Consider the following 26,869-nt stretch of genomic DNA (forward strand, 5'->3'; position numbering starts at 1 on the left):
GCGGCCACCCCGCCGGACCGAGCTCGAGGGGGATTTGCCGCCCGCTCGCATCAGCCGAGCCCTGAGGGGGATTTGCCGCCCACTCGCGCCAGCCGAGCCCCAGGGGACACTGCCGCCCACTCGTGCCGCCGAACACCAGGGGACGCCGCTGCCCACTCGTGCCAAACCGAACACCAGGGGACGCTGCCGCCCACGCGCCGGACCGCCGGCGCCGAACCGGGGCACCTGCCACCCACTCGCATCAGCCGAGCCCCGAGGCAAACTGCCCCCTCGTGCGGCCGGGCTCTGCAGGCACCAACCCCCCCCCCGGCCACCCACCACCAGCACACAAACGAACGGCGGGCCCGCACCACGTGCGGGCCCGCCGTCGTCAGTTCGGCGTCTTACTCGCCTTCGGCGGCCTCTCCGGCTTCGCCACCGCTGGCCGCGGCGACATCCACCGGCGGGGCGTCCGGGACATCCTTCGGCTTCGGCTCACCGCGGAAGGTGAACGTGGCCTTGTCGGTCGGGGACCCGGGATCGCCGTCCCAGCCCTCGACGTCGACGATGATGATCTGCCCCGGCTCCACCTCGCCGAAGAGGATCTTCTCGGACAGCTGGTCCTCGATCTCGCGCTGGATCGTCCGGCGCAGCGGCCGGGCACCCAGCACCCGGTCGAACCCGCGCTGAGCCAGCAGCCGCTTGGCCTTGTCGGTCAGCTCGAGGTCCATGTCCTTGCTCTTCAGCTGCTCCTCGACCCGGCCGATCATCAGGTCCACCATCTGCACGATCTGGTCCTCGGTCAGCTGGTGGAAGACGATGATGTCGTCGATCCGGTTGAGGAACTCCGGCCGGAAGTGCTTCTTCATCTCCTCGTGGACCTTCTGCTTCATCTTCTCGTAGCGGCCCACGTCGTCCGACTTGGACGAGAACCCGAGGCTGACGGACTTGGAGATGTCCTGCGTACCCAGGTTCGAGGTGAAGATCAGCACCGTGTTCTTGAAGTCGACCGTGCGGCCCTGGCCGTCGGTCAGCCTGCCGTCCTCCAACACCTGCAGCAGCGTGTTGTAGATCTCCTGGTGCGCCTTCTCGATCTCGTCGAACAGCACCACGGAGAACGGCTTGCGGCGAACCTTCTCGGTCAGCTGGCCGCCCTCCTCGTAGCCGACGTACCCCGGAGGGGCACCAAACAGCCGCGAGGCGGTGTAGCGGTCGTGGAACTCGCCCATGTCGATCTGGATCAGGGCGTCGTCGTCGCCGAACAGGAAGTTCGCCAGCGCCTTGGACAGCTCCGTCTTACCGACACCGGACGGGCCGGCGAAGATGAACGAGCCACTCGGCCGCTTCGGGTCCTTCAGACCCGCACGGGTCCGGCGGATCGCCTGCGAGACCGCCTTGACGGCGTCCTCCTGGCCGATGATCCGCTTGTGCAGCTCGTCCTCCATCCGCAGCAGGCGGGTGGTCTCCTCCTCGGTCAACTTGAACACCGGGATGCCGGTCCAGTTGGCCAGGACCTCGGCGATCTGCTCGTCGTCGACCTCGGCGACGACGTCCAGGTCACCGTCCTTCCACTGCTTCTCCCGCTCGGCCTTCTGGTTGAGCAGCGTCTTCTCCTCGTCGCGCAGCCGCGCGGCACGCTCGAAGTCCTGCGCGTCGATCGCGGACTCCTTGTTCCGCCGCACCTCGGCGATCTTCTCGTCGAACTCGCGCAGGTCCGGCGGCGCGGTCATCCGGCGGATCCGCATCCGCGCGCCCGCCTCGTCGATCAGGTCGATCGCCTTGTCCGGCAGGTACCGGTCGTTGATGTAGCGGTCGGCCAGCGTGGAGGCGGCCACCAGCGCCGAGTCGGTGATCGTCACCCGGTGGTGCGCCTCGTACCGGTCACGCAGACCCTTCAGGATCTCGATCGTGTGCTCCAGGCTCGGCTCACCGACCTGGATGGGCTGGAACCGCCGCTCCAACGCCGCGTCCTTCTCGACGTACTTGCGGTACTCCTCGAGCGTGGTCGCGCCGATGGTCTGCAGCTCGCCCCTGGCCAGCATCGGCTTGAGGATCGACGCGGCGTCGATCGCGCCTTCGGCGGCACCGGCACCGACCAGCGTGTGCAGCTCGTCGATGAACAGGATGATGTCGCCGCGCGTCTTGATCTCCTTGAGGACCTTCTTCAGCCGCTCTTCGAAGTCACCGCGGTAGCGCGAACCCGCGACCAGCGAGCCGAGGTCCAGCGTGTACAGCTGCTTGTCCTTCAGAGTCTCGGGCACCTCGCCCTTGACGATGTTCTGCGCCAAGCCCTCGACGACCGCGGTCTTGCCGACACCCGGCTCGCCGATCAGCACCGGGTTGTTCTTGGTCCGGCGGGACAGCACCTGCATGACCCGCTCGATTTCCTTCTCCCGGCCGATCACCGGGTCGAGCTTGCCTTCGCGAGCACTCGCGGTCAGGTTGCGGCCGAACTGGTCGAGCACCAGCGACGAGGACGGCGTGCCCTCGCGGCCCCCGGTGCCCGCCTCAGCGGGCTCCTTGCCCTGGTAACCCGACAGCAGCTGCAACACCTGCTGCCGCACGCGGTTCAGGTCCGCACCCAGCTTGACCAGCACCTGGGCAGCCACGCCCTCGCCCTCGCGGATCAGGCCGAGCAGGATGTGCTCCGTGCCGATGTAGTTGTGACCGAGCTGCAGCGCCTCCCGCAGCGACAGCTCGAGCACCTTCTTGGCCCGCGGCGTGAACGGGATGTGCCCGCTCGGCGCCTGCTGCCCCTGGCCAATGATCTCCTCGACCTGCTGACGCACGCCTTCCAGCGCGATGCCCAGCGATTCGAGAGCCTTGGCGGCTACGCCTTCACCCTCGTGGATCAGACCCAAGAGGATGTGCTCGGTGCCGATGTAGTTGTGGTTGAGCATCCGGGCCTCTTCCTGGGCCAGGACGACCACCCGCCGAGCGCGGTCGGTGAACCTCTCGAACATCTCTACTCCCTGACTGCGTTGGCGGTGTCTGGGCCATCACGCCTGACGACGTGATGTGTGCAGCACCGTAATGCCACTGTAGTAGCCACACCATGGCCTCGGCGTAACCACTCAGTTGTATTCCACCCTGCGGGCTCGCCCGTGACAACGTGCCCGCATGTCAGGGGATTCCCCAGTACGCAGCGTGTCCGCTAACCGCGAACAGCCGTGCTCGGCGCAGGCGGCGTCGGTCACCCCTGTCGACCAGTCCACTGCACACAGCGTTAAGGTTAGGCAAGCCTAAGCTTCGAAGGAGGCACGGATGGCGGTCGATCGTGTGGCACTGCACACGTCGCTGCCACTCGCGCCGGATTCGCTCGGCTTGGCCGATTCCATCTCGAAGATCAACGACCTGTTCCCGGTCGGCTGGCTGCGCCTGGAGTACGGCGTTCCGGCGGGAGAGCCCGGCTGGCACCGGTGCGACGACCTGCTGTCACCGGGCAGCACCGGACTCGCCGCGTGGCACGACCGGCTACTGGAATGGCTGCACGCCGAGTACGGCCACGCTCCCGAGCGCACCGCCGCGGGCTTCTTGCGGTGGTGGTACCTGTGCGCCATCGCGACGTCGGCGGCGATGCTGTTCCACCACCAACGCCGGGTGCCGTCGCTGCGTCCTTCCGACTTATTGGTACGGATCTCTCCCGAAGGCCGGCCGGATGTCTCGGGCGTGGCCGTGTTGTCCGACGAGTTCGCGTGCCTCCCCGGCGACCCGGCCGAGGGCACCAGCACCGCGACGACGGTCGCGTCCCCGCACGCGCTTGCCGCTCTGTTGCGGGCACGGTTCGCCGGTCACGCCGCTCGGTTCATCGCCAGCTACCGGCCCAAGGTGCGTTTCGGACGGCACACGTTGTGGGCGACGGCCACGGACGCGCTGGACACCGGGCTCTGGATGGCCGGCCAGCTCGGTGGCGACGAAGGGGCGGGCGTGGCCGACGCCGCGCTCGTTCTGCCGGAGGCGACGAAGCCGTTCACCTCGGCCAGCACGTTGCGCTGCCACTCGGTCGATGGTTCGCCGTGCTGGAGCAGGAGGCGCGAGTCGTGCTGCTTTTCTTACTTGGTCAATGACGGCGAGGCGTGTGCGGACTGCCCCCGAACCGTCCCCAAGCGGTGATTCTCAGCGCCCGACGTGCCGTTCGAACTCCCGCAGGACGGCGTCCCAGTCGAAAGCGTTGTCGTCCTGGCGGCTCACGGTGTCCGGATCGATGAAATGGACGCCGGCGGCACTGAGCCGTTCGATGCTGTCCGAATAAGCGGGATGGCGCCGTAACTCGTCGTTGACGCAAGGGGCGGCGACGATGGGAACTCCCGTGCCGAGCGATTCGCACAGATTGCCGACGGCGACGGTGTCGGCGAGGCCGGCGGCCCATTTGTTGAGTGAGTTGAAGGTGAGTGGCGCAGCGAGCACAGCGTCTGCGTCAGGCAACGGGTCGTCCTCGGTCGGCATACGCGGAGCCGAACGCACGATGCAGCCGGTGAACTCCGCCAGGCGTTTGTCGTCGAGCCACTCCGCTGCGGTCGGGCTCAGGATGACACCGACCGTCCAGCCCCTGTTCTTGAGCAGTTCGATGGGGCGGGCGACCTCGAGGACCGGCATCGCGGCGGTGGCGATGACGTAGACGCAGCGCAGCACGTGGCGGCTCGCGGTGATCACGGTGCCAACACTAGGACGGCGACGAGGTGGGCAGGAGGAGTTTGCGGGCAAGGGCGGCGGAACGAGGCGCTGGGAAATCGGGTTGCGCCGCCCGCGCGCCCGCACGACTGGCTCCAGCCGCCCGCGCACCACGGTCCGGCGCACAGCAAAAGGGCCGCCAGCCTGCTCGGCGGACGGCCCCTCGCTCTGCCGGAGTCTTTGGAGCGAATTCTCGCTCCACCGGAGGGTCAGTTCTTCTTGTGGTACGCCTCGACAACTTCGGTCGGGATACGGCCACGATCGGAGACGGTGTAACCGTTTTTCCGCGCCCACGCGCGAATGGCCTGGTTCTGCTCGCGGTCGACCGTCGCGGACTTGCCCGCCGACGCCGAGCGTGCGGGGCGCTTACGGCCACCCGAACGACGCGCGTGGTCCACATACTTCGCGAGCGCGTCGCGCAGGTTTTTTGCATTCTTGGCCGACAGGTCGATCTGGTAGGTCACCCCGTCCAGGCCGAACTCGACGGTCTCGTCGGCATCCGAGCCGTCCAAATCGTCAATGAGCGAGACCAGCACCTTCTGCGCCATAGCTTTCCTCCCGGGGTAATGCTCCGGCTGAATGATCAGACGTCCGTGCATGCCACAGCAAGGCAGGACAAGTCATTAATACCTGCATTCTACGGCCGGCGCAAACAGTACCTAATGTGGGGTGGTATTCCTCGCGCGCCAAGCTGAACAGGTTCGTCTCACCTATAACCGGACACCGGGTACACCTTCGGCTACCCATTCCGATGCCGCCGGTCGGCGGCATAACGTACTCCGACGCGCGCAAGAAAAACCGCGTCGAGCTGCATCGCTTCGGCGGTACCGCAAGCGACGGTGGTCAACTGGCCACAGCGCGCAGTTGCCGTTTCGGCATCGCATCGACCAGCTCGGCTTTTGCCCGTCAACCAGTCCGAATCGGTGCAGATAAAGATCCCACTTCTCAGCGATCCCGACCCGGCAGGATCCGGATAGCGGGCGTTGCCGCCGCAGAACCTCCCTGACCAGTGGCTACGTGCTGCTGACAGATGGTGATCGGCCCGACCGGAAAGCGTGACCGGCACCGATCGGCGCCCGCCCCGCTCCGCCGAAGAAGTTTCGGATGATCTCGAACGCGTTGTCCAGAGCGCCCACATCGCACGGTTTGAGAAAACACTTCCGTGGCCCGCGCAAGGCGGACGGAGCAGAATGCCGAGTCAACGGTGGCCGCACAGTGAAATGAGTCACGTCGTGCGCGCGCCTCGCTGCGTGCTGACCTGGTCGACTTTATGCTGTACGTTCTGCGTTTCTCGCCCCGCCGGGCGGCGATCGGCAAGTACGGACCGTTCCCCGCAGTTGACGGTGATGACCTCACCGCGGACAAATACTGGTAGCAGCAAAGTCCACAGTGGACTGTCAGCGGTTCAAAACGTCGATTCTTGCCGAGCTGTTCGCCCAGGTGGACTCACCGTTCTCGCTTGTTGCGCTCGTAGGCCAATCGCAAGCCGAGCAAGGTCAAATCGGGTCGGTGCTCGGTGATCGTGCGCGATTCCGCCAAAACCAGCCCGGCCAGGCCACCGGTCGCCACCACCGCCACCTCGCCAGGATTCGCCCCCCATTCGGCCAGTACCCGGCTGACGAGTCCGTCGACCTGTCCGGCAAACCCGTACAGAATGCCTGCCTGCAGGCACTCCACGGTGTTCTTGCCGATCACCGAACGGGGACGGACCAGCTCGACGGTCCGCAACGCCGCGGCGCGCGTCGCCAATGCGTCCAGTGAGATCTCGATTCCCGGCGCGAAAGCGCCACCGAGGAATTCGCCGCGGGAAGACACCGCGTCGACCACGGTCGCCGTCCCGAAATCCACCACGACGCACGCCCGGTCGGGGTGCAGCGCGTGCACCGCCAGCGCGTTCACCAGGCGGTCCTGGCCGACTTCCTTCGGGTTGTCGACCAGTAGCGGCACGCCGGTCCGCACCCCTGGCTCGATGATCACACGCGGGACGTCCGGGTAATAACGGCTCAGCATGGCGCGCAGCTCGCGGCGCACCGGCGGCACGGTCGACAACACACTCACGCCGGTGACGTCGTCGGCATGTTCGCCGAGCATGCCGCGAATGGTCAGCGCGAACTCGTCGGCGGTGTGCCGGTTGTCGGTGCGGATGCGCCAATCCCGCACCAGGCGCGCGCTGTCGCCCCGGCCCGCGTACAGGCCGAACGTGAGGTCCGTGTCCCGGGCGGCGACGGTCAGCAGCATCAGCTCTCAGCGTGCAGCAAAGCGTCCAGCTTCGCCGCGTCCACTGTCTCCGGCGCCTCCGATGCCGTCCTGCTGACCGGCACCGAGCCGCTGATCAGGCCCGAGCCCTCCGGGGCGCTGCTCGGGTCGCTCCCTTTCTCCACGATCTTGTTGTCCGCGTCGACAAAGACGATCTTGGGCTGGTAGCTGCGCGCCTCCGCCTCGTCCATCTGCGCGTACGACATGAGGATCACCAGGTCACCGGGCTGCACCAGGTGTGCGGCCGCACCGTTGATGCCGATGATGCCGCTGCCCGCTTCGCCGGGGATGACGTAGGTCTCCAGGCGGGCGCCGTTGGTGATGTCGACGATCGCGACCTGCTCGCCGGGCAGCAGATCCGCCGCGGCCATCAGGCTCTCGTCCACCGTCACCGAGCCGACGTAGTGCAGGTCCGCCTGCGTCACCGTGGCCCGGTGGATCTTGGACTTCAGCATCGTCCGAAGCATGAGTGTGCCTTCCTACTCAGCCGGTTCCCCCAGCACGATTCCCACGTTGTCGATCAACCGCGTCGTGCCGACCTTGGCGGCCACCAGCAGCCGGGCGGCGCCGGCTTCGGGTGCGGGTCCGAGCTGGGGATCCCGCAGCTCCAGGTAGTCGACCTTGACCTCCGGCCGCGCCGCCAGCGTCGCTTCGGCGGCAGCGAGGGCGGCCGGACCACCTTCGTGGGCGGCGTGCGCCCCGGCAGCCAGCGCGGCCGACAGCGTCACGGCGAGTTCGCGCTCGTGCGGCGACAGGTACGCGTTGCGTGAGGACAACGCCAGGCCGTCCGGCTCACGCACCGTCGGCACGCCGATGACCTTCACTTCCATGTTCAGGTCCCGGACCATCGCCTTGATCAACGTCAGCTGCTGGTAGTCCTTCTCGCCGAAGAACGCATACGCCGGCCGCACGATGTTGAACAGCTTGGCCACCACGGTGAGCACGCCGGCGAAATGTCCCGGCCGGAAGGCGCCCTCCAGCTCGTCGCCGAGCGGGCCGGGGTGCACGGTCACCTGCGCGCCCTCGGGGTACATGTGCTCGACGGTCGGGGTGAACACCAGCTCGACGCCCGCCTGCTCGAGCTTCTCCAGGTCGGACTCCAGGGTCCTCGGGTACTTGTCCAGGTCCTCGTTCGGGCCGAACTGCAGCGGGTTGACGAAGATCGACACCGCCACGGTGACATTGCCCGGGATGCGCTTGGCCCGGCGGATCAACTCGAGGTGGCCGGCGTGCAGCGCACCCATCGTCGGCACCAGGACGACGGTCTGGCCGACCGCGCGCAGGGCGGCCGTGGTGCGGGAAACCTCGTCGGGCTCGACGATCACGTTCGCCTTGCCGCGCACGAATCGCGGCTTGCTGGACGTCATTGGTTTCCTCCCCCCAGAACACCGTTGATGGCTGCGTACCCGTCCTCGCGCAACATGCCGGACGCGCGCGCCCTGACCGCTGTGCGGTTGGCTAGCGCAGTGTAGGACGGCAGGACGTCGGACGCCTCGTCGACCAACACGCCTAGGTGAGCGCGCACCGTGCCTGCGTCGCCACGAGCAACTGGACCGGTCAGCGCGCGGTCTCCATGGCGCAGCGCGTTGTCCAACGCGGCGGACAACAGCGGCCCGAGCACCCGGTCGGCGTTCTCGATGCCCGCTCGACGCAGCAGGTCCGTGCTGTCGGCGACCAGCGTGATGAGGTGATTGGCGCCGTGCGTCAGCGCCGCGTGGTACAGCGGCCGGGCGGACTGCGGAATCCGTACCGGCTCCGCCCCCATCTCGACCGCGAGGGCTTCACCGACGTTGGCGGCGGCGTCGTCGCCGTCGGCCGCCGTGATCCCGATGCAGGCGGTGCCGAGGCGTTCGATGTCCTCCTCGCGCCCGGTGAACGTCATGGCGGGGTGCAAAGCGATGCACAGCGCACCGATCTCGGCTGCCGGCTGCAGCACGTCGACACCGTGGGCGCCGGAAGTGTGGATGACGATCTGCCCGGCTCGCAGTGACTCGGTGGCGACCAGCCCGCGCACGGTCCCGGCCAGGGCATCGTCGGGAAGAGCGAGAAGAACGAGATCGGCCTGCCGCGCCACCTCGTCCGGCGACAACAGGGGAACATCCGGCAGGAGATTTTCCGCCCGGCGGACGGACGCGGCGGACACCCCGGAAGCGGCCACAATCGTGTGCCCTGCGCGCCGCAGCGCGGCTCCGAGCACGCTCCCGACGCGGCCCGCGGAGACCACGCCGACCGCCAACCTGGCCTCCCGCCGCCCGTCGTCCTGCGGCATGGGGGAGCTCAACTGCATCGTTGCTCCTTCGCTCGTTCCAGTCCCACGCTCCAGTTGTGGGTACCGGACGACGCGACGCAGCGTAACTCACTGCAATTGCATCCTGCTGTGCCGAGGTGACCGATCACACCGACGGTGACGGTGCGTTCTACGACACATTCAGTCGCGGCGGCGGCGCCTGCGCGGCACATCGCCGTACGCGGCCAGCAGCTCGGCCACCGAGCGACCTTCGGCGTGGGAGCCGGAGTCGTCGTCGGCCACGTCCGGCTCGACGGAGGGCAGCGAGGTGACGGAGCCGTCGGACCACGGCTCGTCGACACCATGCCGGGACGCTTGGTCCACCGGGTCCTGCTCCGGCTTGCGGCGACGGCCACCAGGGCGCAGGTTCTGCCGAGCCGCTTCCGGCAGCGTCAGGTTCACCGCGTGGCGCGACTCTTCTCCGGCGCGATCCAGCGCCCGGCGCCCGCTCGGCTGATCCTCGTCGCCGTAGCGCGTGCTCGGCTCACCGTTGACGCGGTCCAGGCCGTCGTCATCGGCGGCGCGGCGCCTGGCGGGCCTGCTGGGCTCCGATCCGGCCAGCCACGGCATCGAGACCTCCCCGTCCGGTTCGGCTCGCCTGCGACGCACTGGGCCTGCGGGCGGCGGCGCTTCCTGGCGCCTGCGGCCGCCGGTCCATGGGGCGTCGTCGGCGTCCAGATCGGCGCCCACCGGCTCAGCTCGGCGACGCGGGGGCTCTTCAGCACGTACCGGCTCGGCCCGGCGAAGCGGGGGTTCCTCGGCGCCCACCGGCTCAGCTCGGCGACGCGGGGGCTCTTCAGCGCGCACCGGCTCGACTCGACGGCGCGGGGGTTCCTCGGCGCCCACCGGCTCAGCTCGACGGCGCGGGGGTTCCTCGGCACGTTCCGGCTCGGCCCGGCGAAGCGGGGGTTGTTCGACGCGTGTCGGTTCGTCGATCCGGCGCGGCGGCTCGTCGGCACGGTCCGACAGCGGAGGCTCGGTGGGCGCTGGTCGACCGGGACGCCCACGCACAGGCCCGGCAGGAGGCCCTACCGGCGGCGCGGGCTCGGTGGGCTGCGACCGTGCGAGGGCCGGCTCTCCGGGGCCGTCTGCGCCGTTGCGCCGCGGCCCCAACGGTGGCTCGTTGATGTGGCCGTCGTTGATCGGCGGGCCGGCGGGGCGACGGGCCCCGCCCGGCGGTTTCGGTGGCGCGGGCTCCGTCCGCACCGGGTCCAGCACGCGGTCGATCACCTCGGTGTGCTGTTCTGCCATGGCGGATGCCCTGCGCAGCCCCTTGCGGGTTTCCGCTCCGTTGGGCTGCGGCGACGCTTCGATCGTCTTGGGTTTCGGTTCGCTGCGCAGCGAGCGCACCCTGGTCGACTGGGCGGTCAGCGCAACCCGTTCGTAGAGGACGTCGCCGCCCATCAGCTTCTGCAGCGTCTCGCGCAGCGTGGCGACCTCGTGGCGCAAGGCGTCCAACTCCTTGCGCGCGGTCTCCTCCGCGGCCTGCTTCGCGTCCGCCTCCACCTGGAGCTCGTGCTCGCGGCGAGCGGCGACTTCGCGCTCCAGCTCGAGCTCGTACATCGCCTGGGCGTCTTCCATCGACTCGATGACCCGGTCCGCCTGCCGCCGGTAGTGCGTGGCGAGGAACCCGCCGAGGAAAGCGGCCCACAGCGCGGCGACGATGCCGAGGCGCAGCCAGCGCGCATCATCGGACAGCACGAGCAACGCCGTGGCCACCACGGCGAAGATCCCTCCGGCGATGAGCCAGGCACGGCTCGACCGGTGTGCGTCCTGAGACATGGCCTCGAGCGTACCCGGTAGTTATCTCCCCGAGACCAACTCGTATCGAGATCTATGAGTCCCTTGCCTGATCGTCGTGCTTTTCGTCCTTTTGATCCGGCGTCCGGCAGTTGTACTCCAACCACAGCGCAGTACCGATCAGCGCGGCGGCGCACACCGCGCCGACCATCGTCGCCGGGATCTCCTCGTCGGCGACGACGCTGGACTGCCCGGCCAGGTAGAGGTAGGCGCCCAGCCAGCCACCGAGCATCAGCGCACCGAGCAGCGAGGAGGCCTTGGCCAGCACGACGCACCGCGCGATGACGATGGGCTGCGTGATCTGCCGCTGTTTGATGCGCGCCTTGACCCAGAGCGCGAGCCCGCCCTCGATGACGGCCAGCACCGCGAGCAGCCCGCCGCCTCCGACGGGGAGCCGGGGAATCTGCGACGAGGCGACGTCGAAGACCAAATAGCCCGCACCCAGACCGATCAGGCCCGCCAGCAGCAGGTCGGTGACGCGGGTGAAATGCACGACGCCAGCGTAGCCACCTGAGGGCAGGTACGAGATCTTCCCGCCGCGACACACCGCGCCAGTGGTGGAGTCGATGGCTTTGCGGCCCGAGCGGGGCGTGTTGTCGCTGCCCATGCCGTCGGGCGGTGTGACGGCTAGCCGCTGCCTGGATAGCCGGACGGTGCGGCTGTCCGTGTGGCCGGGCGGTGTGACTCCCGCGCAGTCGGGCGCACGATGCCGCTGCCCGCGAGCCCGGACGGCGCCACCGCCGGCGCGGCCGGCACACCGTGCCGCGCATGACGGCCGCAGGTGCGTCGGTATCGCGCGTCGTTTGCTGCCCGCGCGAGCCGGGCAGTGGCAGTCCCCCGCCGGCGCAGGACGGGCGACGGCCACCCAGGTCGACGGCGTCACTCGGCGCGCAGAACCAGATCCTCGCGCAGCACCACGCCTGCCCGCTCGTCCTCGGGACGTGCCGCCAGCAGCGCCTCCACCCGCCCGTGGCCGGGCAGCTGCGCGTCCGGGTCCACCGCCAGCCACGGAATCAGCACGCTGGAGCGTTCCGGCGTGCCGGGATGCGGCAGCAGCAACCGTGGGTCGTCCGAGCGCACCCGATCGACCGACACCACATCGACGTCCAGCGTGCGCGGACCCCAGCGGAGCTGACGCACCCGGTGCGCCTTCTGCTCCAGCTCCTGCGCGATCCGCAGCCAACCCCAGTGATCCAGCGCCTCGTCCGCGGCGAGCACCACGGCGTTCAAGAACCGTGGCTGGTCGGTGACACCCCACGGCTCGGTCTCGTACACCGGCGACACCGAACGCACCCGGTGGCCGAGACCGTTTACGGCCAGCTGCAGATACCCGAGCCGGTCCCCGAGATTGGACCCCAGGGACAGCACCGCCTCGGTCATGACGCGTCCCGGCTGCGGTGAACCGTCACCGCGACGTCGGCGAACTGGCGCGGGATCGGCGCGGAAGGCTTGTGCACCGTGACTTCGGTGGCGCGCACCCGTGCGTCGGTCAACACCTGCTGGGCGATCCGCTCCGCGACGGTCTCGATCAGGTCGCACGGCTCGCCGCCGACGATCTCCGCCGCCTGCTCGGCGAGCGCACCGTAGTCCAAGGTGTCCGCCAGGTCGTCGGTCGCGGCTGCCTTGGCGAGATCGAGCCACACCACCACGTCGACCACGAACTCCTGGCCGTCCCGCTTCTCGTGCTCGAACACCCCGTGCCTGCCGCGCACCCGCAATCCGGTCAGCGTGATGCGATCGCTCACGGCTCGCCCCGCACCCAGGCATCCGCGACCCGCACGGCGTCCAAGGAGGGCCGCACCGAGTGCACCCGAACTCCCCACGCCCCGTTGACCGCCGCCAACGCCGAGATGGCCGTCGTGGCGTCCTCCCGGCCACTCGGCTGACGCGGGCTGTCGCCGTCGGCGAGCAGACTGCCCAGGAAGCGCTTGCGGGAAGCTCCGATCAACACCGGGAACCCGAGCTCCCGGATCTCCGCCAGGCGGTGCAGCAGCGCCCAGTTGTGCTCGGCACGCTTGGCGAACCCCAGGCCGGGGTCCAGCACGATCTGCTCGGGAGCGACCCCAGCGGCCAGCGCCGCGTCGACCCGGCGGCTCAACTCGTTCCGCACATCGGTGACCACGTCGTCGTAGGTGGCCAACCGGTCCATGTCACGGCTGTGGCCCCGCCAGTGCATCAACACGATCGGCGCCTTGGAATCCGCGGCGACGTGCACCATCTCCGGGTCGGCCAAGCCGCCGGACACATCGTTGATCACGGCCGCGCCCGCCTCCAACGCCGCAGCGGCCACCGCCGCGCGCGTGGTGTCCACCGACAGCACCAGCCCGTCCGCGGCCAGCTCCTTGATCACCGGAACGACCCGGTCACGCTCGACCTCGGCCGCCACCCGCTCGGCACCCGGCCTGGTGGACTCCCCGCCGACGTCGATCAGGTCCGCGCCTTCCTCGGCCATCGTGGCCGCGTGCGCCAACGCCTCGTCGAGGTGCAGATACCGCCCGCCGTCCGAGAACGAATCGGGCGTCACGTTCAGCACCCCCATCACCACGCAACGACCCGGGCGCGGCAACCGGGAACTCATCGCCGGGCCTTGATCAGGTCAAGCGCCTCCGCCCTGGAGGCAGCAGACGTCTTCAGGATGCCCCGCACCGCCGACGTCGTGGTGCGGGCACCCGGCTTACGGATACCCCGCATGGCCATGCACAAGTGTTCGGCTTCGATCACCACGATCACCCCGCGTGGCTGCAGCTTGCGGTCCAGCGCGTCGGCGATCTGCGACGTCAGCCGCTCCTGCACCTGCGGGCGCTTGGCGTACAGATCGACCAGGCGCGCGATCTTGGACAGCCCGGCCACCCGACCGCGCTCGTCGGGAATGTAACCGACGTGCGCCACCCCGTGGAACGGCACCAAATGGTGCTCGCACGTGCTGAACATCGGGATGTCGGTGATCAACACCAACTCTTCGTGGCTCTCGTCGAACGTGCGGTCCAGCACCGAGTCGGGATTGGTGTGCAGGCCCGCGAACAGCTCCTGGTAGGCCCGCGCCACCCGTGCCGGCGTGTCCCGCAGACCGGGCCGGTCCGGGTCCTCACCACAGGCCAGCAGCAGCTCACGCACCGCCTTCTCGGCGCGAGCCACGTCGAACGTCGACTCCTCGCGCGGCTCGATGACGTCCTCGTACTCGTTGACGTCCACCCGCAGCCGCGGGAACTCACCGTTGATGATGACCGTCCTCGTCGTCCCGTCGATGCTGCCCCGGCTGGTTGCCCGTGCCGTGCGGCGGCGTCGGCGGCGGGGTGTACGTGCCGGGGTTGCGGTTCTTCGGCCAGGTCGCCGGCCGCCACCCGGGCGGAGCGCCGTAGTTCGGCGGCGCACCACCGTTCGACCTGCTGCCACCAGCCGGCCGGTACGCGTACGGGTTGTCGCTGTTGCCGCCACCGTTGGTACCGGGCACGTTCGCAGGCTGCTCCTCCGGCGGAGCGGTCACCACGCGCTGGGTGGCCGGCTCCTCCTGCGGACGCGGCTCGCCTGCCTGCTCCGGCTGCTGTTGCGGCGGGGGCCACGGCTCACCGCGCTCGGCGGCCAGCTCGGCGGGCGTCTTGATCGGCGGCTTGTCCGACGGCTTGCGCTTGCCGAACTCGTTGAACACCGTGATCCGCGGCCGCTTCTCCACCTTGGCGAAGATGCGCTCGAGATCCCTGCGGTGCAGCGTCTCCTTCTCCAGCAGCTCCATCACCAGGTCGTCGAGCACGTCGCGGTAGGTGGACAGCACTTCGTAGGCCTCGGTGTGCGCGGTCTCGATCAGCTTGCGCACTTCTTCGTCGATCTCGTGCGCCACCTCGAGCGAGTAGTCCGCCTCGCGGCCCGCGGAGCGACCGAGGAACGGATCGCCCTGCTCCTGGCCGTACTTCACGGCACCCAGCCGGGCGCTCATGCCGTACTCCTTGACCATCGCCTTGGCGATCTTGGTGGCCTGCTCGATGTCTGACGAGGCACCGGTGGTCGGCTCGTGGAAGACCAGCTCCTCCGCGGTGCGCCCGCCCATGGCGAACACCAGACGACCGATCATCTCCGAACGGGTCATCAACTCCTTGTCGTCCTCCGGGACGATCAAGGCGTGCCCGCCGGTACGTCCGCGCGGCAGAATGGTGAGCTTGTACACCGGCTCGATGTCCGGCATCGCCCACGCGGCCAGCGCGTGCCCGCCCTCGTGGTAGGCGGTGATCTTCTTCTCCTTCTCGGAGATGATCCGGCTCTTGCGGGCGGGTCCGCCGATCACTCTGTCGACGGACTCCTCCAACGCCGCGTCGGTGATCTGCGTGCCGTTCTGTCGTGCGGTCAGCAGCGCGGCCTCGTTGAGCACGTTGGCCAGGTCCGCACCCGACATGCCGACGGTGCGCTTGGCCAGGCTGTCCAGGTTCACGTCCGGCGCCAGCGGCTTGGACTTGGCGTGCACCTCCAGGATCGCCCGGCGGCCCCGCAGATCCGGCGCGGACACCGGGATCTGCCGGTCGAACCGGCCGGGACGCAGCAGCGCCGGGTCCAGGATGTCCGGACGGTTCGTCGCCGCGATCAGGATGATGCCGCCGCGCGAGTCGAACCCGTCCATCTCCACCAGCAGCTGGTTCAGCGTCTGCTCGCGCTCGTCGTGCCCGCCGCCGAGGCCCGCACCACGCTGGCGGCCGACCGCGTCGATCTCGTCGACGAAGATGATGCACGGCGCGTTCTGCTTGGCCTGCTCGAACAGGTCCCGCACCCGGGAGGCACCGACACCGACGAACATCTCCACGAAGTCCGAGCCGGAGATGGTGTAGAACGGCACTCCTGCCTCACCGGCCACCGCGCGTGCCAGCAGCGTCTTACCGGTGCCCGGCGGGCCGTACAGCAGCACGCCCTTCGGGATCTTGGCGCCCAACGCCTGGTAGCGGGCCGGGTTCTGCAGGAAGTCCTTGATCTCCTCCAGCTCCTCGACCGCCTCGTCCGCGCCCGCGACGTCGTCGAACGTCGTCTTCGGCATGTCCTTGCTCAGCTGCTTGGCCTTGGACTTGCCGAAGTTGAGCACCCGGTTGCCGCCGCCCTGGGCGTTGTTCATCATCCAGAACAACAGCAACAGCAGCAGGCCGAGCGGGATCATGTAGATCAGCAGCTGACCCCAGATGGAGTCCTGCGTGACCTCGGACGTGGTCTTGGTGTTGTTCTTGACCAGCTGGTTGACCAGGTCCTCGCCCGCCCCGGCCGGGTACTGGGAAATGATCTTGCCGACGGGCTGGCCGTCGACCTCGATCGGCTCCTTCAACGTGAGCAGGATCTCCTGCTCGCGGTCCTTCTGGACGGCTTCCTTGACGTTGTCCGCGGAGATCTGCTGCATCGCCTGCGACGTGGGCACCGCGGTGTAGTCACGGTTCTCGTCGGTGAGGGTGGAGATCACGAAGAACGCTGCGATGGCGACGACGAGCCATAGCAGGGGGTTCTTGAGCAGGCGCTTACGGTCCATGCTGATCGGCCTCGGCGGCCTTGACCTCCCTGATTGCGCGGACTGCCATCACGGCGCGTGCATACCCTGGAAAAGGCGGGCAGACACCACGTCCTACCAGCGTACCGCCCTCGCGGAAGCTACTCCTACCCGCACACGCGCGCAGCTGGACAGCCCAGAACACGACACGTTGTTTTTATAACGTCGCAATCCTGCCTGAGGTTCCACCGGGCCCGTCAACCGATCCCGGCATCAGCTCGCCTGCGCCTGCACCGACGACACCAGTTCGGCGAGCCTGCTGCGCAACGTCTTGACATCCGCGCCGGACACGGTGATCCACTCGTGGCCGTCCGGACCGGTCCGGGACAGGCTGAGGTAGCGGCCGGTGACCGTGTCGAACCAGGCCAGGGCAGGCGAGCGGAACTTGCGGCCCGCCTCGTCCCTGGCGTTCGCGGCCAGCTGACCACCGCGCAGCCGCGGCTGGGCAAGCAGCATCGCGTAGTCCTCCTGCGGGCTGCCTGCGGTGCGCTCGGACAGCGGCCTGCGCCGGGGCGGCTCCGGCTTGGGCTTCTCCGGCTCCTTACGGAACAGGCCGAACCGGGACTTCGACTGCGCCTCGGCCTTCTCCTTCTCCTCGCTCTTCTCCTCCGGCCCGCCGACCTTGACCAGCGCGGGCTTGGTCCGCAGCGCGTCGTCCAACGACAACGTGATGGACCGGGCCGTACCCCGCTCGCCGGGCGGCAGCAGCGAGATGATCTCCGACGCCAGCGCCTCCGGGAAGATCGGGCGGAAGCTGATGCCGTCCTGCGTCTGCTTCACCAGCACGGCGTTCTCGCCGTCACTGGCGGCCACGGCACACACCGGCGGGTGCTTGAACTCGGGGATGTGCGCGGCGTCCACGCTCACCCGGGGGAACGCGAGCGTCCGCAGCCACGTGTCCAGCTGCGGATCCACCTCGCCGTAGGAGTTCTTCACCCCGAGCGACTTCAGCTCCTGCTCCACGCGGTGCCGCAGGTGGATGCGCTCGTCCATCGTCTTGCCGTGCGATCGCACCTGCAGTGGATACGGATACTCGCCGAGCCGCAGCTGCTCCCACAGGAAATCGAACTGCATCGGGGTGAGGAAACGCTCGCTCACACGACCTCCCTGTCCGTGCGCTGCACCCCGCCGATCATCTCGTTGATGCGTTGTCGCAGCGTGGCCGCGTCGGCAGGCGCGATGGTGATCCACTCGCGGCCGTCGCTGCCCGTACTCGCCCTGGTCAGATAGCGGCCCGACGCGGTGTCGAACCAGCTCAGCACCGGCGACCGCGACTTCGTGCCCACTTCGGTGCGGACGTTCGCGCCGATCTGCCCGCCACGGATCCGCTCCTCGGCGTGCAGCTGCGCGAGGATCTTGCGGTCCTCCGCGGCCGCGCCGGACTCGCCGGACGGGTCCTTGCGCTGCATGAAGTCCGCGCCTGCGCCGCTCATCAGCTGCTCGACCGGCATCGTGATGGAGCGCAGCGTGCCACGCGGCCCCGGCGGGAGCAGCGAGACGATCGTGCTGGCCAATGCGTCGTGCGGGACCTCCTTGAGCCACAGGCCCCGCTCGTCCTGCACGGCGAGCAATCCGCGCCCCTGCAGCGAACCGACCACGGCCAGCACCGCCTTGGCGCCCTGATCCGGGATGTGCACCGAGTCGACCGTCAGCTCACCACCGGCGAGTACTTCGAAGTACCCGGCCAGCTGCGGCTCCAGGTGACCGTTGCCGTCGACGATACCGCGCCGGGCGAGGTCCGCCAGCACCTGACGGCGCAGGTGGGCGCGCTCGTCCATGGTCTTGCCATGCGACTTGCGCACCAGTGGGTACGGCACCTCGCCCAGCTCGGCCAACTCCCACAGGAAATCGAATTCCAACGCGGTGATCGGCCGCGATGCGGGCTGATTCATCGGTAAGCCGGCCCAGCGCTACTCGTCGTCGTCCTCGAAGTCCGCCCCGATGACACCGGAGGTGACGGCTTCCGTGGGGCCGAACACGTCGTCCGGGTCCGGCTGGATGAGGTACGAGGCCGCCTTGTGCTCCTTGTCCTCCGCCTCGCCTGCGCCCGCTCCGGCAGCACCGGCCATTCCGCCGCCCATGCCCGCGGTGCCACCCATCGGCTGCACCGGGCCCGGCTGCATCGCGGCGGCCTGCTGCTGCTGGAACATCTGCGCCTGCGCCGCCTTCGCCTGCATCTGCTGCTGGTGCTGCGGGTCGCCGGCGGCCACGGCGGACGTGGCACCCGGCTGCGCCGGATTCGGCAGCGGCTGGTTCGGCTCGGGCACCTGGGCGGTACCGGTGGCGGCGCCCTGCGCGGCGAGCTCGTCGGGGTCCATCGCGGTGGTCTTGGCGCCCTCGGCCACGTACTCCTGCGGCTCCGGCTCGTCGAACTTGCGCGCCTGGTGCCTGCCACCTGCCTTGTTGAACGCCTTCGCCCCGGCGTAGCCGAGCCCGGCACCCAGCGCAGCGGTGCCCAGCGCGGCACCCGTGCTCGGGCCGGAGCCCTGGTTGGTGACCTGTGCCGTGCCGCTGGCGCTGACCGGTCCCTCATGCGCCGCGTGCCGCACGTCGTCGGCGAAGATCGCACCGGATCCACCGTGGCTGCCGCTGCCGGAGCCCGCGTGGAAGTTGCCTGCGCTCAGCTTGTTGACGTTCATGCCGTCGACATTGCCGCCGATGCTGGACAGGTTGCGGCTCTCGCCACCGCCGAAGCCGTGCACCTGCGAGCGCGAGCTGGTGGCGCTGTGCTCCTGCTCGACCGGCTTCAGGCCGATCGACTCCGGAGCGAAGCTCGGCGTCGACGAGTCCACCTCGGCCATCGCCTTGGTGTAGGCGTTCATGTAGCGCTGCTGCTCCTGCTGCACCGCGCGTGCCTCGTCGGCCTGCTTCTTCATGTCCGCCGCCAGCGCCGCGGGACCACCGGCCAGGCTGGCCGCCAGCGCGCGGTCGACGTCGAAGTCCTTGGGCGGCGGCATCTTCTTCACCTCGGCGGCCGCCAGCGCCTGGTCCTGCATCCGCTTGCCCATGGTGCGCGCGGCGTCGCCCGCCGTGCTGCTGGCGTTGGCCACGCCGACCAACGCACCTTGCGCGGCGCCGGAGGCCTTACCGACCCACACGCCGCCGAGCTGGGTGATCGCCTCGTAGAGCGCGTCCGCGGCTTCGCTCAGCTGCTTGCCCTGCGACATCCACAGTGCGCCGAGCTCCTCGGCCGACCCCGGGTCGTTGTTGTTGACCGCGCCCTCGTACAGCTCGCGGCTGGAGTACGACGGCCAGTTCGGCGGGTTGCTGATCGCGCGGTCGTCGCCGTAGTGGAAGTCGTCGCGGTTGCGCTGCGCGTTGCGGACCAGCGCCTCGGCGGTGGAGTTGTCGCCGAGGAGATCCTGCGTCGGCTGCCCGGGCGCTGGTGTGTCGTGGCCGCCCGGCTGCTCAGTGGACTCGTACACGATTCCCCCTGCTAGTGGACACGAAGGACGGTTGGCTGGGCGGGTGGCACATCACAGTTGCCGCCGGAAGGAGTCGGCACCCGCGGCCTCCATCTCCTCGTAGTTCTTGATGGCCGCGACCAAGGCACGCTCGACCTTGTCGTAGTGCGCATACAAGTTCCGCAGCGCCTGCTCGTAGGAGTCGTCGCTGCCCGCCGCGCGGTCGGCACACTTCTTCGCCATCGCGGTGCCGACCGGGTTGGCCCCCAGCTGCGGCTTGGTGTGCAGCGACGCGGACGCGCGGAGCAGCTCTTCCACCTGGTCCTTGCCGGTGCGAATCTTGCTGAGTACCGACCTGGCGGCATCCGGATCGATGCCGATCTGGCCTTCAGCGGCAGCCCTGGCGAACGCCTCCGCGTCTGCGAGGGTCTTGGCCATGGTCACTCTCCCCTGTTCCCCAGTCCGCGCCCCGCAGCGCGGCACCTGTTCGCTTAGGTTAACGCACCTGTTGTGCCGTTATGACGCATTCACGGCGATCAGGGTTCCCGATCGCAAGCGGCAAAGCAACGGCGTCAGATCCGACGGGAAAAGCCGTCACGCTGCGTACATTTTCGGGTCGAGCGTGCCGATGAACGGCAGGTCCCGGTAACGCTCCGCATAGTCCAGTCCGTAGCCGACCACGAACTCGTTCGGGATGTCGAAGCCCACGTAGGAGACCGGCACGTCGACCTTCACCGCTTCCGGTTTCCGCAGCAGCGAGCACACCGCCAGCGACGCCGGGTTGCGGGTGGCCAGGTTGCGCAGCAGCCACGACAGCGTCAGCCCGGAGTCGACGATGTCCTCCACGATCAGCACGTGCCTGCCCGCGATGTCGCGGTCCAGGTCCTTGAGGATGCGCACCACGCCGGACGACGACGTGGACGACCCGTACGAGCTGACCGCCATGAACTCCAGTTGCGCGGGGATCGGCAGTGCCCTGGCGAAGTCGGTCATGAACATGACCGCGCCCTTGAGCACCCCGACCAGCAGCAGGTCCTCCCCCTCGGCGACGATGCCGCGATAGTCGGCCGCCACCTTGTTGGCGAGTTCGGCCGTCTTGTCCCGGATCTGCTGTTCGGTGATCAGTACGTCGGCGATCTCGCCCTCGTACGGCCCGTGGGCCGCGTCCGGTGCGGGTGCCTTGGCCCCACCGTCGTTCATCCGCACTCCTCGCTTCAACGCTCCCGACTGCCGGCCAGCGCAACCCTGCCACGCGCCCTGACCGCTACCAAGTCTCCAGGAAGCCACACGCCCCCTTGTCCTCGCCACCTGCCCACCAGTTCGTCGACCGCGCGCAAGTGGCCTTCGGTGAGGTCGCGCGCCCCGAGATCGAGCAGCCATCGGCGCAGCGCGCGGCGGCGGATCGCGGGATGCGCGGCGGCCAGTGGATCGACGTCCAGTTCACCGCTGGGCAGCCGCGCGGCGCTCAGCAGGTCCTCGGCCAGCGCGTCCAGCGCCTCGAGGTCTTCGCGGACTTGCTTGGCCGTACGGGCGAGCGCGCCGACCACGCCACCCTGCAGGACGTCGTCGAGGAGCGGAATGACCTCGCTGCGCAGCCGCACGCGGGTGAACGAGGGGTCCGAGTTGTGCGGGTCCTGCCACGGCTCGACACCGAGTTCGGCGCACGACTGCACCGTCACCGACCGCGGCACGTCCAACAGCGGCCGCAACCACGGCCAGTCGATCGGCCGCATGCCCGCGATCGACCGCGGCCCGGAGCCGCGGCCGAGGCCGAGCAGCACCGTCTCCGCCTGGTCGTCCCTGGTGTGTCCGAGCAGCACCGGCATGTTCGGCAGCGCCTCGATCAACGCGGCATAGCGCGCCCGACGGGCCGCCGCCTCGAGCCCTCCCCGCCCGGTGACCTGCACCGGAACCACCTTCGCCGTCGTCACCCCGAGCTTGTGTGCCGCAATCGCGGCGACCTCGGCAACCTCGGACGACCCCTCCTGCAAACCGTGATCGACCACCACGGCATGCACCTCGCGACCGGTCGCGGTGGCGGCTGCGGCGAGGGCGAGCGAATCCGCGCCGCCGGAGACGGCCACGCCGACCGGCCCCTCCACGTTCGCCTCGTCCAGCAGCGTGCGGACGGCGGCACGGACCTGCAACGACGCTGCGCCGGGTCGATGAGGCGAGGTCTCGGCGTGTTTTACGGGTTGATCCTGCGTAGCCATGCGTCCGGTGCGGAAATCTCTGCTCTGGTCGGCAAGGTGTTCGGCGAGCGCCACACCGCGTTGAGGCCCTCCATGCCCACACGCTCGTGCACATGGCGGGCGAACGCGCCACCCTGCTCGTACTGCTGAATCTTGGCGTCGACCCCCAACAGGACGCGCAGCAAACGATCGAGCAAGCTGCCGCCCTTGCGGCGTTCGGTGAACCGGCGGCGAATCTTGACCACCGAGGGCACCACCTGCGGGCCGACCGCGTCCATGACGAAGTCGGCGTGCCCTTCCAGCAGGGTCGACAACGCCACCAGTCGGTCGAACGCGCGGCGCTGGGACGGCGACTGCATCGCCTCGACCAAACCGAGCGTTCCGCCGCGGGCCGACCGGATGACGTCCGGGAAGCGGCTGAAGAAGTTCGACTGGCCGTCCTCGATGCCTGCGATGAACCGGCCCACCTCGTCGACGAAGTAGTCGGTCAGCCACGACACGGCGGAGAACTGCAACCGGTGGGTGGTCTCGTGCAGGCACACCCACAGCCGGAACTCCTCCGCGGGGACGTTCAGCGCCCGCTCGGCGTGCACGATGTTCGGCGCCACGAGCAGCAGCCGTCCGCCACTGCCGTCCTGCCCGAACGGCTCGTACTGGCCGAGCACCTTGGTGCCGAGGAACGCCAGCGCGAGGCCGGTCTGCACCCCCGCGCTCTTGGCCATCACCCGCTTGCCCGTCATGGCTTCCGCGGTCTGTGGCTGGGCGGCCAAGGCTCGCGAGGTCAACGCGTCCAGTCCACTCGCCGCTGCCTTCACCCAGGCTCGCCGGTCCAGCACCACGGCCTCCGGGATCGGCAGACCCGCGCCCATCCCGGTCAGCTCGCGCACGTGGTGTTCGGCCGCGCGGGCCAACCGGGTCAGCTCGGCGACGGCCTCCTGCGCCTCGGCGGGCGGTACCGCGGGACCGCCGCCGACGAACACCGCGGCGGTCGATGCGGCGATGTCCCAGTCGACCAACGCGGGGCCGGCGGACTCGCCTCGGGTAGTCGGCTCACTCACAGCCTCGACGCTACCCGCTTATGAACAGCCACAGGCACGCAGAGCCGCGGCAACCTCGTCCAATGCGGGCCGGGCGTCCAACGGATTGGTTCCCGACGACATCAACGCGAACACCAGCACCGAGCCGTCCTCGGTGAGCACCGTGCCGGCGAGTGTGTTGACGCCGTCCAGGGTGCCGGTCTTGGCCCGCACCCAGCCCTTCGCCTGCTCGGCCTCGCCGTCGACGTACCGGTCCGACAGCGTGCCGGTGCCGCCTGCGACCGGGAGTCCCTCGACCAACGGCCGCAGTTTGGCCGCTTGCTCGCCGTCACCGGCCGCCGCGGCCAGGATGTCGGTCAGCAGGCGTGCCGGGACCTTGTTGCGGGTGGACAGGCCGCTGGCATCGGCCAGCTCGAGGCCGTCCAGCGAGAAGCCGGCCTTCTCCAGCACCGATCGGACGGCTTGCGCGCCGCCGGCGAACGACGGTTCCTCGCCGACCTCGCGGGCCACCCAGCGAGCCAGCGCCTCGGCCAGCACGTTGTCCGAGTCGGTGAGGGCGATCGCGACCAGCTCGTCCAACGGCGCCGACTGCACCTTGCCCAGCGTCTTGGCGCCTTCCGGAGCGGTCGCGTCGGTCGAGCCGACCTGGGCGTTCAGCCGGTCGGCGAGCTCCTTGGCGACGTGCCCCGCGGGGTCGCCGGTGCGCATCGAGTCGAATTCGCGCGGGTTCTGCCTGCCGCCGTCGAGCATCGCGGCCTCGACCGGGGCGGCGTAGGTCGACGGCGCGTCCTCGGACGCCCAGCCAGGCCCGGTGGTCGGGCCGCTGAACGCACCGACGTCGACGGAGACGGTCTTGACGTCACCGCCGGTGGCTTTGCGAACCTGGGCGGCCAGCTCGTCCAGCGTCGCCGCGCCCGGGTAGAACGAGTCGTCGGCGTCTTTCAACGCCGTCAACGTCGGGTCGCCGCCGCCGACCAGGATCACTTCGCCCTGATCGCCCTCCACCACCGTCGTGGTCAACCTGGCGTCGCTGCCGAGCTCGAGCAACGCGGCCGCGGCGGTCAGCACCTTCAACGTCGACGCGGGCGCCAGCGGCCGATCGGGATCGCGCTCCCACAACACGTCACCGGACTTCGGGTCGACGACGGCCCCGGAGAGCGAACCGAGCGCCGGATCGTCCACCACCGAGCCGAGCGCCTGCGAGACCCCGTCGCTGGTCGGCTGCTGCTTCGCCTTCGGCGTGGTGATGCTGCGCTGCACCGCCACCGGCGCGGGCTCGTCGCCCTTCGGCTTGTTCGGCGCCCACGGCAGCATGAGCCGGTTGGCGACCTCGGGCCGGGTGAGCGCCACCGCCGCGGCGGCGAGCAGCACGACGATCACCGCGAGCGCGATGATCAGCTTGCGTCGGCTCTTCCGCGGCTTCTGCTCCGGCTCGGGCTCCGTCGCCGTGGGCTTGGGCGGCAGGTTCACCGCGGGCACGATGCGGGTGGGCATCGCGTGCAGCGGCACCTCGGGAACCTCGCTGGGGGGACGCGGCGGCCCTTGCCTGGGCGGCGGGGGTCCTTGCGGCGGCTGGAACGGCAGCCCTTCGCCCGGCGGGCGCACGTAGCCCGGCGGATACCGTGGCGGTTGCTGCCGTGGCGGCGGAGACTGCTGGGCATCCAGATCGTCGGTCGGCCATTCGTCCCGCGCCTGGCCGTCTCCGCGCTCACCTGTCACCTATGTCTCCCTCGCCGTGCCTCTTGGTGCAACCGCCCCGTGCCTGGTCCACACTAGACACGCCACGCGTCCGGCAGCGCGGGCGGATGAAGGTGGTCGCTCGAGTGACGCACGGACACCCGTGCACGTTGCCCTCCGGCCGGCTGCGACGAAGGAGAAAGATGGAGTTCGACGTCACGATCGAGATCCCCAAAGGGGAACGCAACAAGTACGAACTGGACCACCGGACCGGCCGGATCAAGCTGGACCGCACGCTGTTCACCGCCACGCAGTACCCGGCCGACTACGGCTTCATCGACGACACGCTCGGCATGGACGGCGACCCGCTGGACGCGCTGGTGCTGGTCCAGGAGCCGACGTTCCCCGGCTGCCTGATCCGAGCACGAGCGATCGGCATGTTCCGGATGACCGACGAGAAGGGCGGCGACGACAAGGTGCTGTGCGTCCCCGCCGAGGACCCGCGCACCGAGCACATGCGGGACATTCACCACCTGGACACCTATCACCGGATGGAGATCCAGCACTTCTTCGAGGTGTACAAGGATCTGGAGCCGGGCAAGAGCGTCGAAGGCGCCAAGTGGGTCGGCCGGGCCGAAGCGGAGGCCGAGATCCGCGCGTCGTACGAGCGCGCCCAGCAGCAGAAGGCGGACGAGGAGGCCGGCGACGGCAACCACGACGCCTGACTTGTCGGCGAAGAAAAACGCCCCGGCTCTCGGCCGGGGCGTTTTCTCGTGGTCTCAGACCAGGTAGCCGGGCATGGGGAAGCTCGCGAGCAGCTCCCGCACCTCGGCGGCGATCTTCTCGATGGCGGGCTCGTCCCCGGCCACCGCGGCCGCGACCGCGCGGTCGATCCACTCGGCGATCTGCGGCTGGTGCTCCGGCTTGAGGCCTCGCGTGGTCAGAGCGCCGGTTCCCAGGCGGATCCCGGACGGGTCGAACGGCTTGCGCGGATCGAACGGCACCGTGTTGTAGTTCAGCTCGATGCCCGCGCGGTCCAGCGCCTGCGCTGCGGGCTTGCCGCCGATGTTCTTCGACGTCAGGTCGACCAGCAGCAGGTGGTTGTCGGTGCCGCCGGACACGAGCTCGAAGCCGCGCTCGATCATCGCCTCGGCCAGCGCCTTCGCGTTGGCCACCACGGTGTGCGCGTACTCGGAGAACGACGGCTGCTGCGCCTCGTGCAGCGCGACGGCGATGGCCGCCGTGGTGTGGTTGTGCGGTCCGCCCTGCAGGCCGGGGAACACCGCCTTGTCGATCGCCTTGGCGTGTTCGGCGTCGGTGAGGATCATGGCGCCGCGCGGGCCGCGCAGCGTCTTGTGCGTCGTCGTGGTGATCACCGGCGCGTGGCCCACCGGCGACGGGTGCGCACCACCGGCGACCAGGCCCGCGATGTGCGCGATGTCGGCCACCAGGACCGCGTCCACCTCGCGCGCGATCTCGGCGAATGCGGGGAAGTCGATGGTTCGCGGGATGGCCGTGCCGCCGCAGAAGATCACCTTCGGCCGGTGCTCGAGCGCGAGCTCGCGCACCTGGTCCATGTCCACCCGGCCGGTGTCCTTGCGCACCCCGTAGCGCACCGGGTCGAACCACTTACCCGTGGCCGACACGCCCCAGCCGTGGGTCAGGTGTCCACCGTCGGGCAGCGCCATGCCCATGACCTTGTCGCCCGGCTTGGCGAACGCCAGGTAGACCGCGAGGTTCGCAGGCGAACCGGAGTACGGCTGCACGTTGGCGTGCTCGACCCCGAACACCGCTTTCGCGCGCTCGATGGCCAGCTGCTCGATCTGGTCGATGACCTGCTGACCCTCGTAGTAGCGCTTGCCCGCGTACCCCTCGGAGTACTTGTTGGTCAGCACCGTGCCGGTCGCTTCCAGCACGGCCTCGGAGACGTAGTTCTCCGAGGCGATCATGCGGATCTTGTCGTGCTGGCGTTGCGCTTCGGCCTCGATCAGGCCTGCCACCTCGGGGTCGGTGGCGGACAGGGTGGAAATCTGCGGCTGGTGCGTCATGCAGCCGAG

At 69.3% G+C, this 26,869-nt stretch carries 25 protein-coding genes; 2 read left to right on the forward strand and 23 right to left on the reverse strand.

Annotation, left to right across the window (positions count from 1 at the left end; translation table 11 throughout):
* Positions 1 to 383 precede the first annotated feature (383 nt).
* Positions 384 to 2,942, reverse strand: a complete 2,559-nt coding sequence (locus YWM_RS0104520) for an ATP-dependent Clp protease ATP-binding subunit (RefSeq protein ID WP_028849709.1) — start codon at positions 2,940 to 2,942, stop codon at positions 384 to 386.
* Positions 2,943 to 3,243: 301 nt separating this feature from the next.
* On the opposite strand from YWM_RS0104520, the gene YWM_RS0104525 reads away from it, so the two are divergent.
* Entirely contained in the window at positions 3,244 to 4,092 is an 849-nt protein-coding gene (locus tag YWM_RS0104525; RefSeq protein WP_084612179.1) for a (2Fe-2S)-binding protein, read from the forward strand.
* Positions 4,093 to 4,095: 3 nt separating this feature from the next.
* Here the strand turns inward: YWM_RS0104525 and YWM_RS0104530 are convergent, their stop codons facing one another.
* From YWM_RS0104530 to dacB, 21 genes are all read right to left on the reverse strand, one after another.
* A complete protein-coding gene (locus tag YWM_RS0104530; RefSeq protein ID WP_245565916.1) occupies positions 4,096 to 4,776 on the reverse strand; it encodes a flavoprotein in 681 nt (226 codons plus the stop codon).
* A gap of 83 nt (positions 4,777 to 4,859) precedes the next feature.
* Positions 4,860 to 5,198 carry a histone-like nucleoid-structuring protein Lsr2 gene (locus YWM_RS0104535; protein ID WP_028849712.1) on the reverse strand — a complete coding sequence of 113 codons (339 nt, stop codon included), beginning with the start codon at positions 5,196 to 5,198 and terminating at the stop codon, positions 4,860 to 4,862.
* A gap of 898 nt (positions 5,199 to 6,096) precedes the next feature.
* Positions 6,097 to 6,888 carry a type III pantothenate kinase gene (locus YWM_RS0104540; RefSeq protein ID WP_028849713.1) on the reverse strand — a complete coding sequence of 264 codons (792 nt, stop codon included), beginning with the start codon at positions 6,886 to 6,888 and terminating at the stop codon, positions 6,097 to 6,099.
* Complete coding sequence (panD, locus tag YWM_RS0104545) at positions 6,888 to 7,373, reverse strand: aspartate 1-decarboxylase (RefSeq protein WP_028849714.1); 486 nt, start codon at positions 7,371 to 7,373, stop codon at positions 6,888 to 6,890. The genes YWM_RS0104540 and panD overlap by 1 nt, the downstream gene beginning before the upstream one ends.
* Positions 7,374 to 7,385: 12 nt before the next feature.
* Positions 7,386 to 8,273, reverse strand: coding sequence for a pantoate--beta-alanine ligase (panC, locus tag YWM_RS0104550; protein WP_028849715.1), 888 nt, complete (start codon positions 8,271 to 8,273; stop codon positions 7,386 to 7,388).
* Entirely contained in the window at positions 8,270 to 9,193 is a 924-nt protein-coding gene (locus YWM_RS0104555; protein WP_245565917.1) for a Rossmann-like and DUF2520 domain-containing protein, read from the reverse strand. The genes panC and YWM_RS0104555 overlap by 4 nt, the downstream gene beginning before the upstream one ends.
* 141 nt (positions 9,194 to 9,334) lie before the next feature.
* Positions 9,335 to 10,975, reverse strand: a complete 1,641-nt coding sequence (locus YWM_RS0104560) for a DUF6779 domain-containing protein (RefSeq protein ID WP_028849717.1) — start codon at positions 10,973 to 10,975, stop codon at positions 9,335 to 9,337.
* 52 nt (positions 10,976 to 11,027) lie between these two features.
* Positions 11,028 to 11,600: a DUF3180 domain-containing protein gene (locus tag YWM_RS0104565; protein ID WP_342664923.1), complete on the reverse strand. Its 573-nt coding sequence runs from the start codon at positions 11,598 to 11,600 to the stop codon at positions 11,028 to 11,030.
* A 272-nt stretch (positions 11,601 to 11,872) separates the two neighbouring features.
* A complete protein-coding gene (folK, locus tag YWM_RS0104570) occupies positions 11,873 to 12,373 on the reverse strand; it encodes a 2-amino-4-hydroxy-6-hydroxymethyldihydropteridine diphosphokinase (RefSeq protein WP_028849719.1) in 501 nt (166 codons plus the stop codon).
* Complete coding sequence (gene folB / locus YWM_RS0104575) at positions 12,370 to 12,738, reverse strand: dihydroneopterin aldolase (protein WP_028849720.1); 369 nt, start codon at positions 12,736 to 12,738, stop codon at positions 12,370 to 12,372. The genes folK and folB overlap by 4 nt, the downstream gene beginning before the upstream one ends.
* Entirely contained in the window at positions 12,735 to 13,571 is an 837-nt protein-coding gene (gene folP, locus YWM_RS0104580; protein ID WP_052344552.1) for a dihydropteroate synthase, read from the reverse strand. The genes folB and folP overlap by 4 nt, the downstream gene beginning before the upstream one ends.
* Positions 13,568 to 14,185 (reverse strand): GTP cyclohydrolase I FolE, encoded by a 618-nt coding sequence (folE, locus tag YWM_RS0104585; RefSeq protein WP_425426488.1) that lies wholly within the window; start codon positions 14,183 to 14,185, stop codon positions 13,568 to 13,570. The genes folP and folE overlap by 4 nt, the downstream gene beginning before the upstream one ends.
* Before the next feature lie 16 nt (positions 14,186 to 14,201).
* Positions 14,202 to 16,484: an ATP-dependent zinc metalloprotease FtsH gene (ftsH, locus tag YWM_RS0104590; RefSeq protein WP_028849723.1), complete on the reverse strand. Its 2,283-nt coding sequence runs from the start codon at positions 16,482 to 16,484 to the stop codon at positions 14,202 to 14,204.
* 231 nt (positions 16,485 to 16,715) lie between these two features.
* Entirely contained in the window at positions 16,716 to 17,576 is an 861-nt protein-coding gene (locus YWM_RS0104595) for an ESX secretion-associated protein EspG (protein WP_052344577.1), read from the reverse strand.
* A gap of 20 nt (positions 17,577 to 17,596) precedes the next feature.
* Positions 17,597 to 18,394: an ESX secretion-associated protein EspG gene (locus YWM_RS0104600; RefSeq protein ID WP_028849725.1), complete on the reverse strand. Its 798-nt coding sequence runs from the start codon at positions 18,392 to 18,394 to the stop codon at positions 17,597 to 17,599.
* Positions 18,395 to 18,412: 18 nt separating this feature from the next.
* Positions 18,413 to 19,927: a hypothetical protein gene (locus YWM_RS26570; RefSeq protein WP_052344553.1), complete on the reverse strand. Its 1,515-nt coding sequence runs from the start codon at positions 19,925 to 19,927 to the stop codon at positions 18,413 to 18,415.
* A gap of 51 nt (positions 19,928 to 19,978) precedes the next feature.
* Entirely contained in the window at positions 19,979 to 20,344 is a 366-nt protein-coding gene (locus tag YWM_RS0104610) for a hypothetical protein (protein WP_043659746.1), read from the reverse strand.
* Between the two features lie 156 nt (positions 20,345 to 20,500).
* A complete protein-coding gene (hpt, locus tag YWM_RS0104615; RefSeq protein ID WP_052344554.1) occupies positions 20,501 to 21,106 on the reverse strand; it encodes a hypoxanthine phosphoribosyltransferase in 606 nt (201 codons plus the stop codon).
* 14 nt (positions 21,107 to 21,120) lie between these two features.
* The gene (gene tilS, locus YWM_RS0104620) at positions 21,121 to 22,119 is read right to left on the reverse strand and encodes a tRNA lysidine(34) synthetase TilS (protein ID WP_052344555.1); all 999 of its coding nucleotides are present in this window, start codon (positions 22,117 to 22,119) and stop codon (positions 21,121 to 21,123) included.
* Positions 22,095 to 23,114, reverse strand: coding sequence for a zinc-dependent metalloprotease (locus tag YWM_RS0104625; RefSeq protein ID WP_028849730.1), 1,020 nt, complete (start codon positions 23,112 to 23,114; stop codon positions 22,095 to 22,097). Before YWM_RS0104625 ends, tilS begins: the two co-directional genes overlap by 25 nt.
* Positions 23,115 to 23,174: 60 nt before the next feature.
* Positions 23,175 to 24,854 (reverse strand): D-alanyl-D-alanine carboxypeptidase/D-alanyl-D-alanine endopeptidase, encoded by a 1,680-nt coding sequence (dacB, locus tag YWM_RS22210; RefSeq protein ID WP_156914640.1) that lies wholly within the window; start codon positions 24,852 to 24,854, stop codon positions 23,175 to 23,177.
* A 161-nt stretch (positions 24,855 to 25,015) separates the two neighbouring features.
* Here dacB and YWM_RS0104640 point away from each other — a divergent pair, with 161 nt between their 5' ends.
* A complete protein-coding gene (locus YWM_RS0104640) occupies positions 25,016 to 25,537 on the forward strand; it encodes an inorganic diphosphatase (RefSeq protein ID WP_028849731.1) in 522 nt (173 codons plus the stop codon).
* A 54-nt stretch (positions 25,538 to 25,591) separates the two neighbouring features.
* On the opposite strand, the gene YWM_RS0104645 is transcribed toward YWM_RS0104640, so the two are convergent.
* Positions 25,592 to 26,860, reverse strand: coding sequence for a serine hydroxymethyltransferase (locus YWM_RS0104645; RefSeq protein ID WP_028849732.1), 1,269 nt, complete (start codon positions 26,858 to 26,860; stop codon positions 25,592 to 25,594).
* Between the last annotated feature and the right edge of the window lie 9 nt (positions 26,861 to 26,869).

The sequence above is a fragment of the Thermocrispum municipale DSM 44069 genome (genome assembly GCF_000427825.1).
Classification (GTDB): domain Bacteria; phylum Actinomycetota; class Actinomycetes; order Mycobacteriales; family Pseudonocardiaceae; genus Thermocrispum; species Thermocrispum municipale.

Excerpts from the sequence above, each read along its gene's own strand:
- panC (WP_028849715.1), bottom strand. The coding sequence starts at position 8,273 with ATGACGTCCAGCAAGCCGCGATTCGTGCGCGGCAAGGCGAACGTGATC.
- panD (WP_028849714.1), bottom strand. The coding sequence starts at position 7,373 with ATGCTTCGGACGATGCTGAAGTCCAAGATCCACCGGGCCACGGTGACG.
- YWM_RS0104610 (WP_043659746.1), bottom strand. The coding sequence starts at position 20,344 with ATGGCCAAGACCCTCGCAGACGCGGAGGCGTTCGCCAGGGCTGCCGCT.
- YWM_RS0104640 (WP_028849731.1), top strand. The coding sequence starts at position 25,016 with ATGGAGTTCGACGTCACGATCGAGATCCCCAAAGGGGAACGCAACAAG.
- YWM_RS0104560 (WP_028849717.1), bottom strand. The coding sequence starts at position 10,975 with ATGTCTCAGGACGCACACCGGTCGAGCCGTGCCTGGCTCATCGCCGGA.
- YWM_RS0104525 (WP_084612179.1), top strand. The coding sequence starts at position 3,244 with ATGGCGGTCGATCGTGTGGCACTGCACACGTCGCTGCCACTCGCGCCG.
- YWM_RS0104565 (WP_342664923.1), bottom strand. The coding sequence starts at position 11,600 with ATGGGCAGCGACAACACGCCCCGCTCGGGCCGCAAAGCCATCGACTCC.
- folP (WP_052344552.1), bottom strand. The coding sequence starts at position 13,571 with ATGAGTTCCCGGTTGCCGCGCCCGGGTCGTTGCGTGGTGATGGGGGTG.
- hpt (WP_052344554.1), bottom strand. The coding sequence starts at position 21,106 with ATGAACGACGGTGGGGCCAAGGCACCCGCACCGGACGCGGCCCACGGG.
- YWM_RS0104540 (WP_028849713.1), bottom strand. The coding sequence starts at position 6,888 with ATGCTGCTGACCGTCGCCGCCCGGGACACGGACCTCACGTTCGGCCTG.
- YWM_RS0104535 (WP_028849712.1), bottom strand. The coding sequence starts at position 5,198 with ATGGCGCAGAAGGTGCTGGTCTCGCTCATTGACGATTTGGACGGCTCG.
- YWM_RS0104520 (WP_028849709.1), bottom strand. The coding sequence starts at position 2,942 with ATGTTCGAGAGGTTCACCGACCGCGCTCGGCGGGTGGTCGTCCTGGCC.
- YWM_RS0104595 (WP_052344577.1), bottom strand. The coding sequence starts at position 17,576 with ATGCAGTTCGATTTCCTGTGGGAGCAGCTGCGGCTCGGCGAGTATCCG.
- YWM_RS0104555 (WP_245565917.1), bottom strand. The coding sequence starts at position 9,193 with ATGCAGTTGAGCTCCCCCATGCCGCAGGACGACGGGCGGCGGGAGGCC.
- tilS (WP_052344555.1), bottom strand. The coding sequence starts at position 22,119 with ATGGCTACGCAGGATCAACCCGTAAAACACGCCGAGACCTCGCCTCAT.
- YWM_RS0104600 (WP_028849725.1), bottom strand. The coding sequence starts at position 18,394 with ATGAATCAGCCCGCATCGCGGCCGATCACCGCGTTGGAATTCGATTTC.
- ftsH (WP_028849723.1), bottom strand. The coding sequence starts at position 16,484 with ATGGACCGTAAGCGCCTGCTCAAGAACCCCCTGCTATGGCTCGTCGTC.
- YWM_RS0104645 (WP_028849732.1), bottom strand. The coding sequence starts at position 26,860 with ATGACGCACCAGCCGCAGATTTCCACCCTGTCCGCCACCGACCCCGAG.
- folK (WP_028849719.1), bottom strand. The coding sequence starts at position 12,373 with ATGACCGAGGCGGTGCTGTCCCTGGGGTCCAATCTCGGGGACCGGCTC.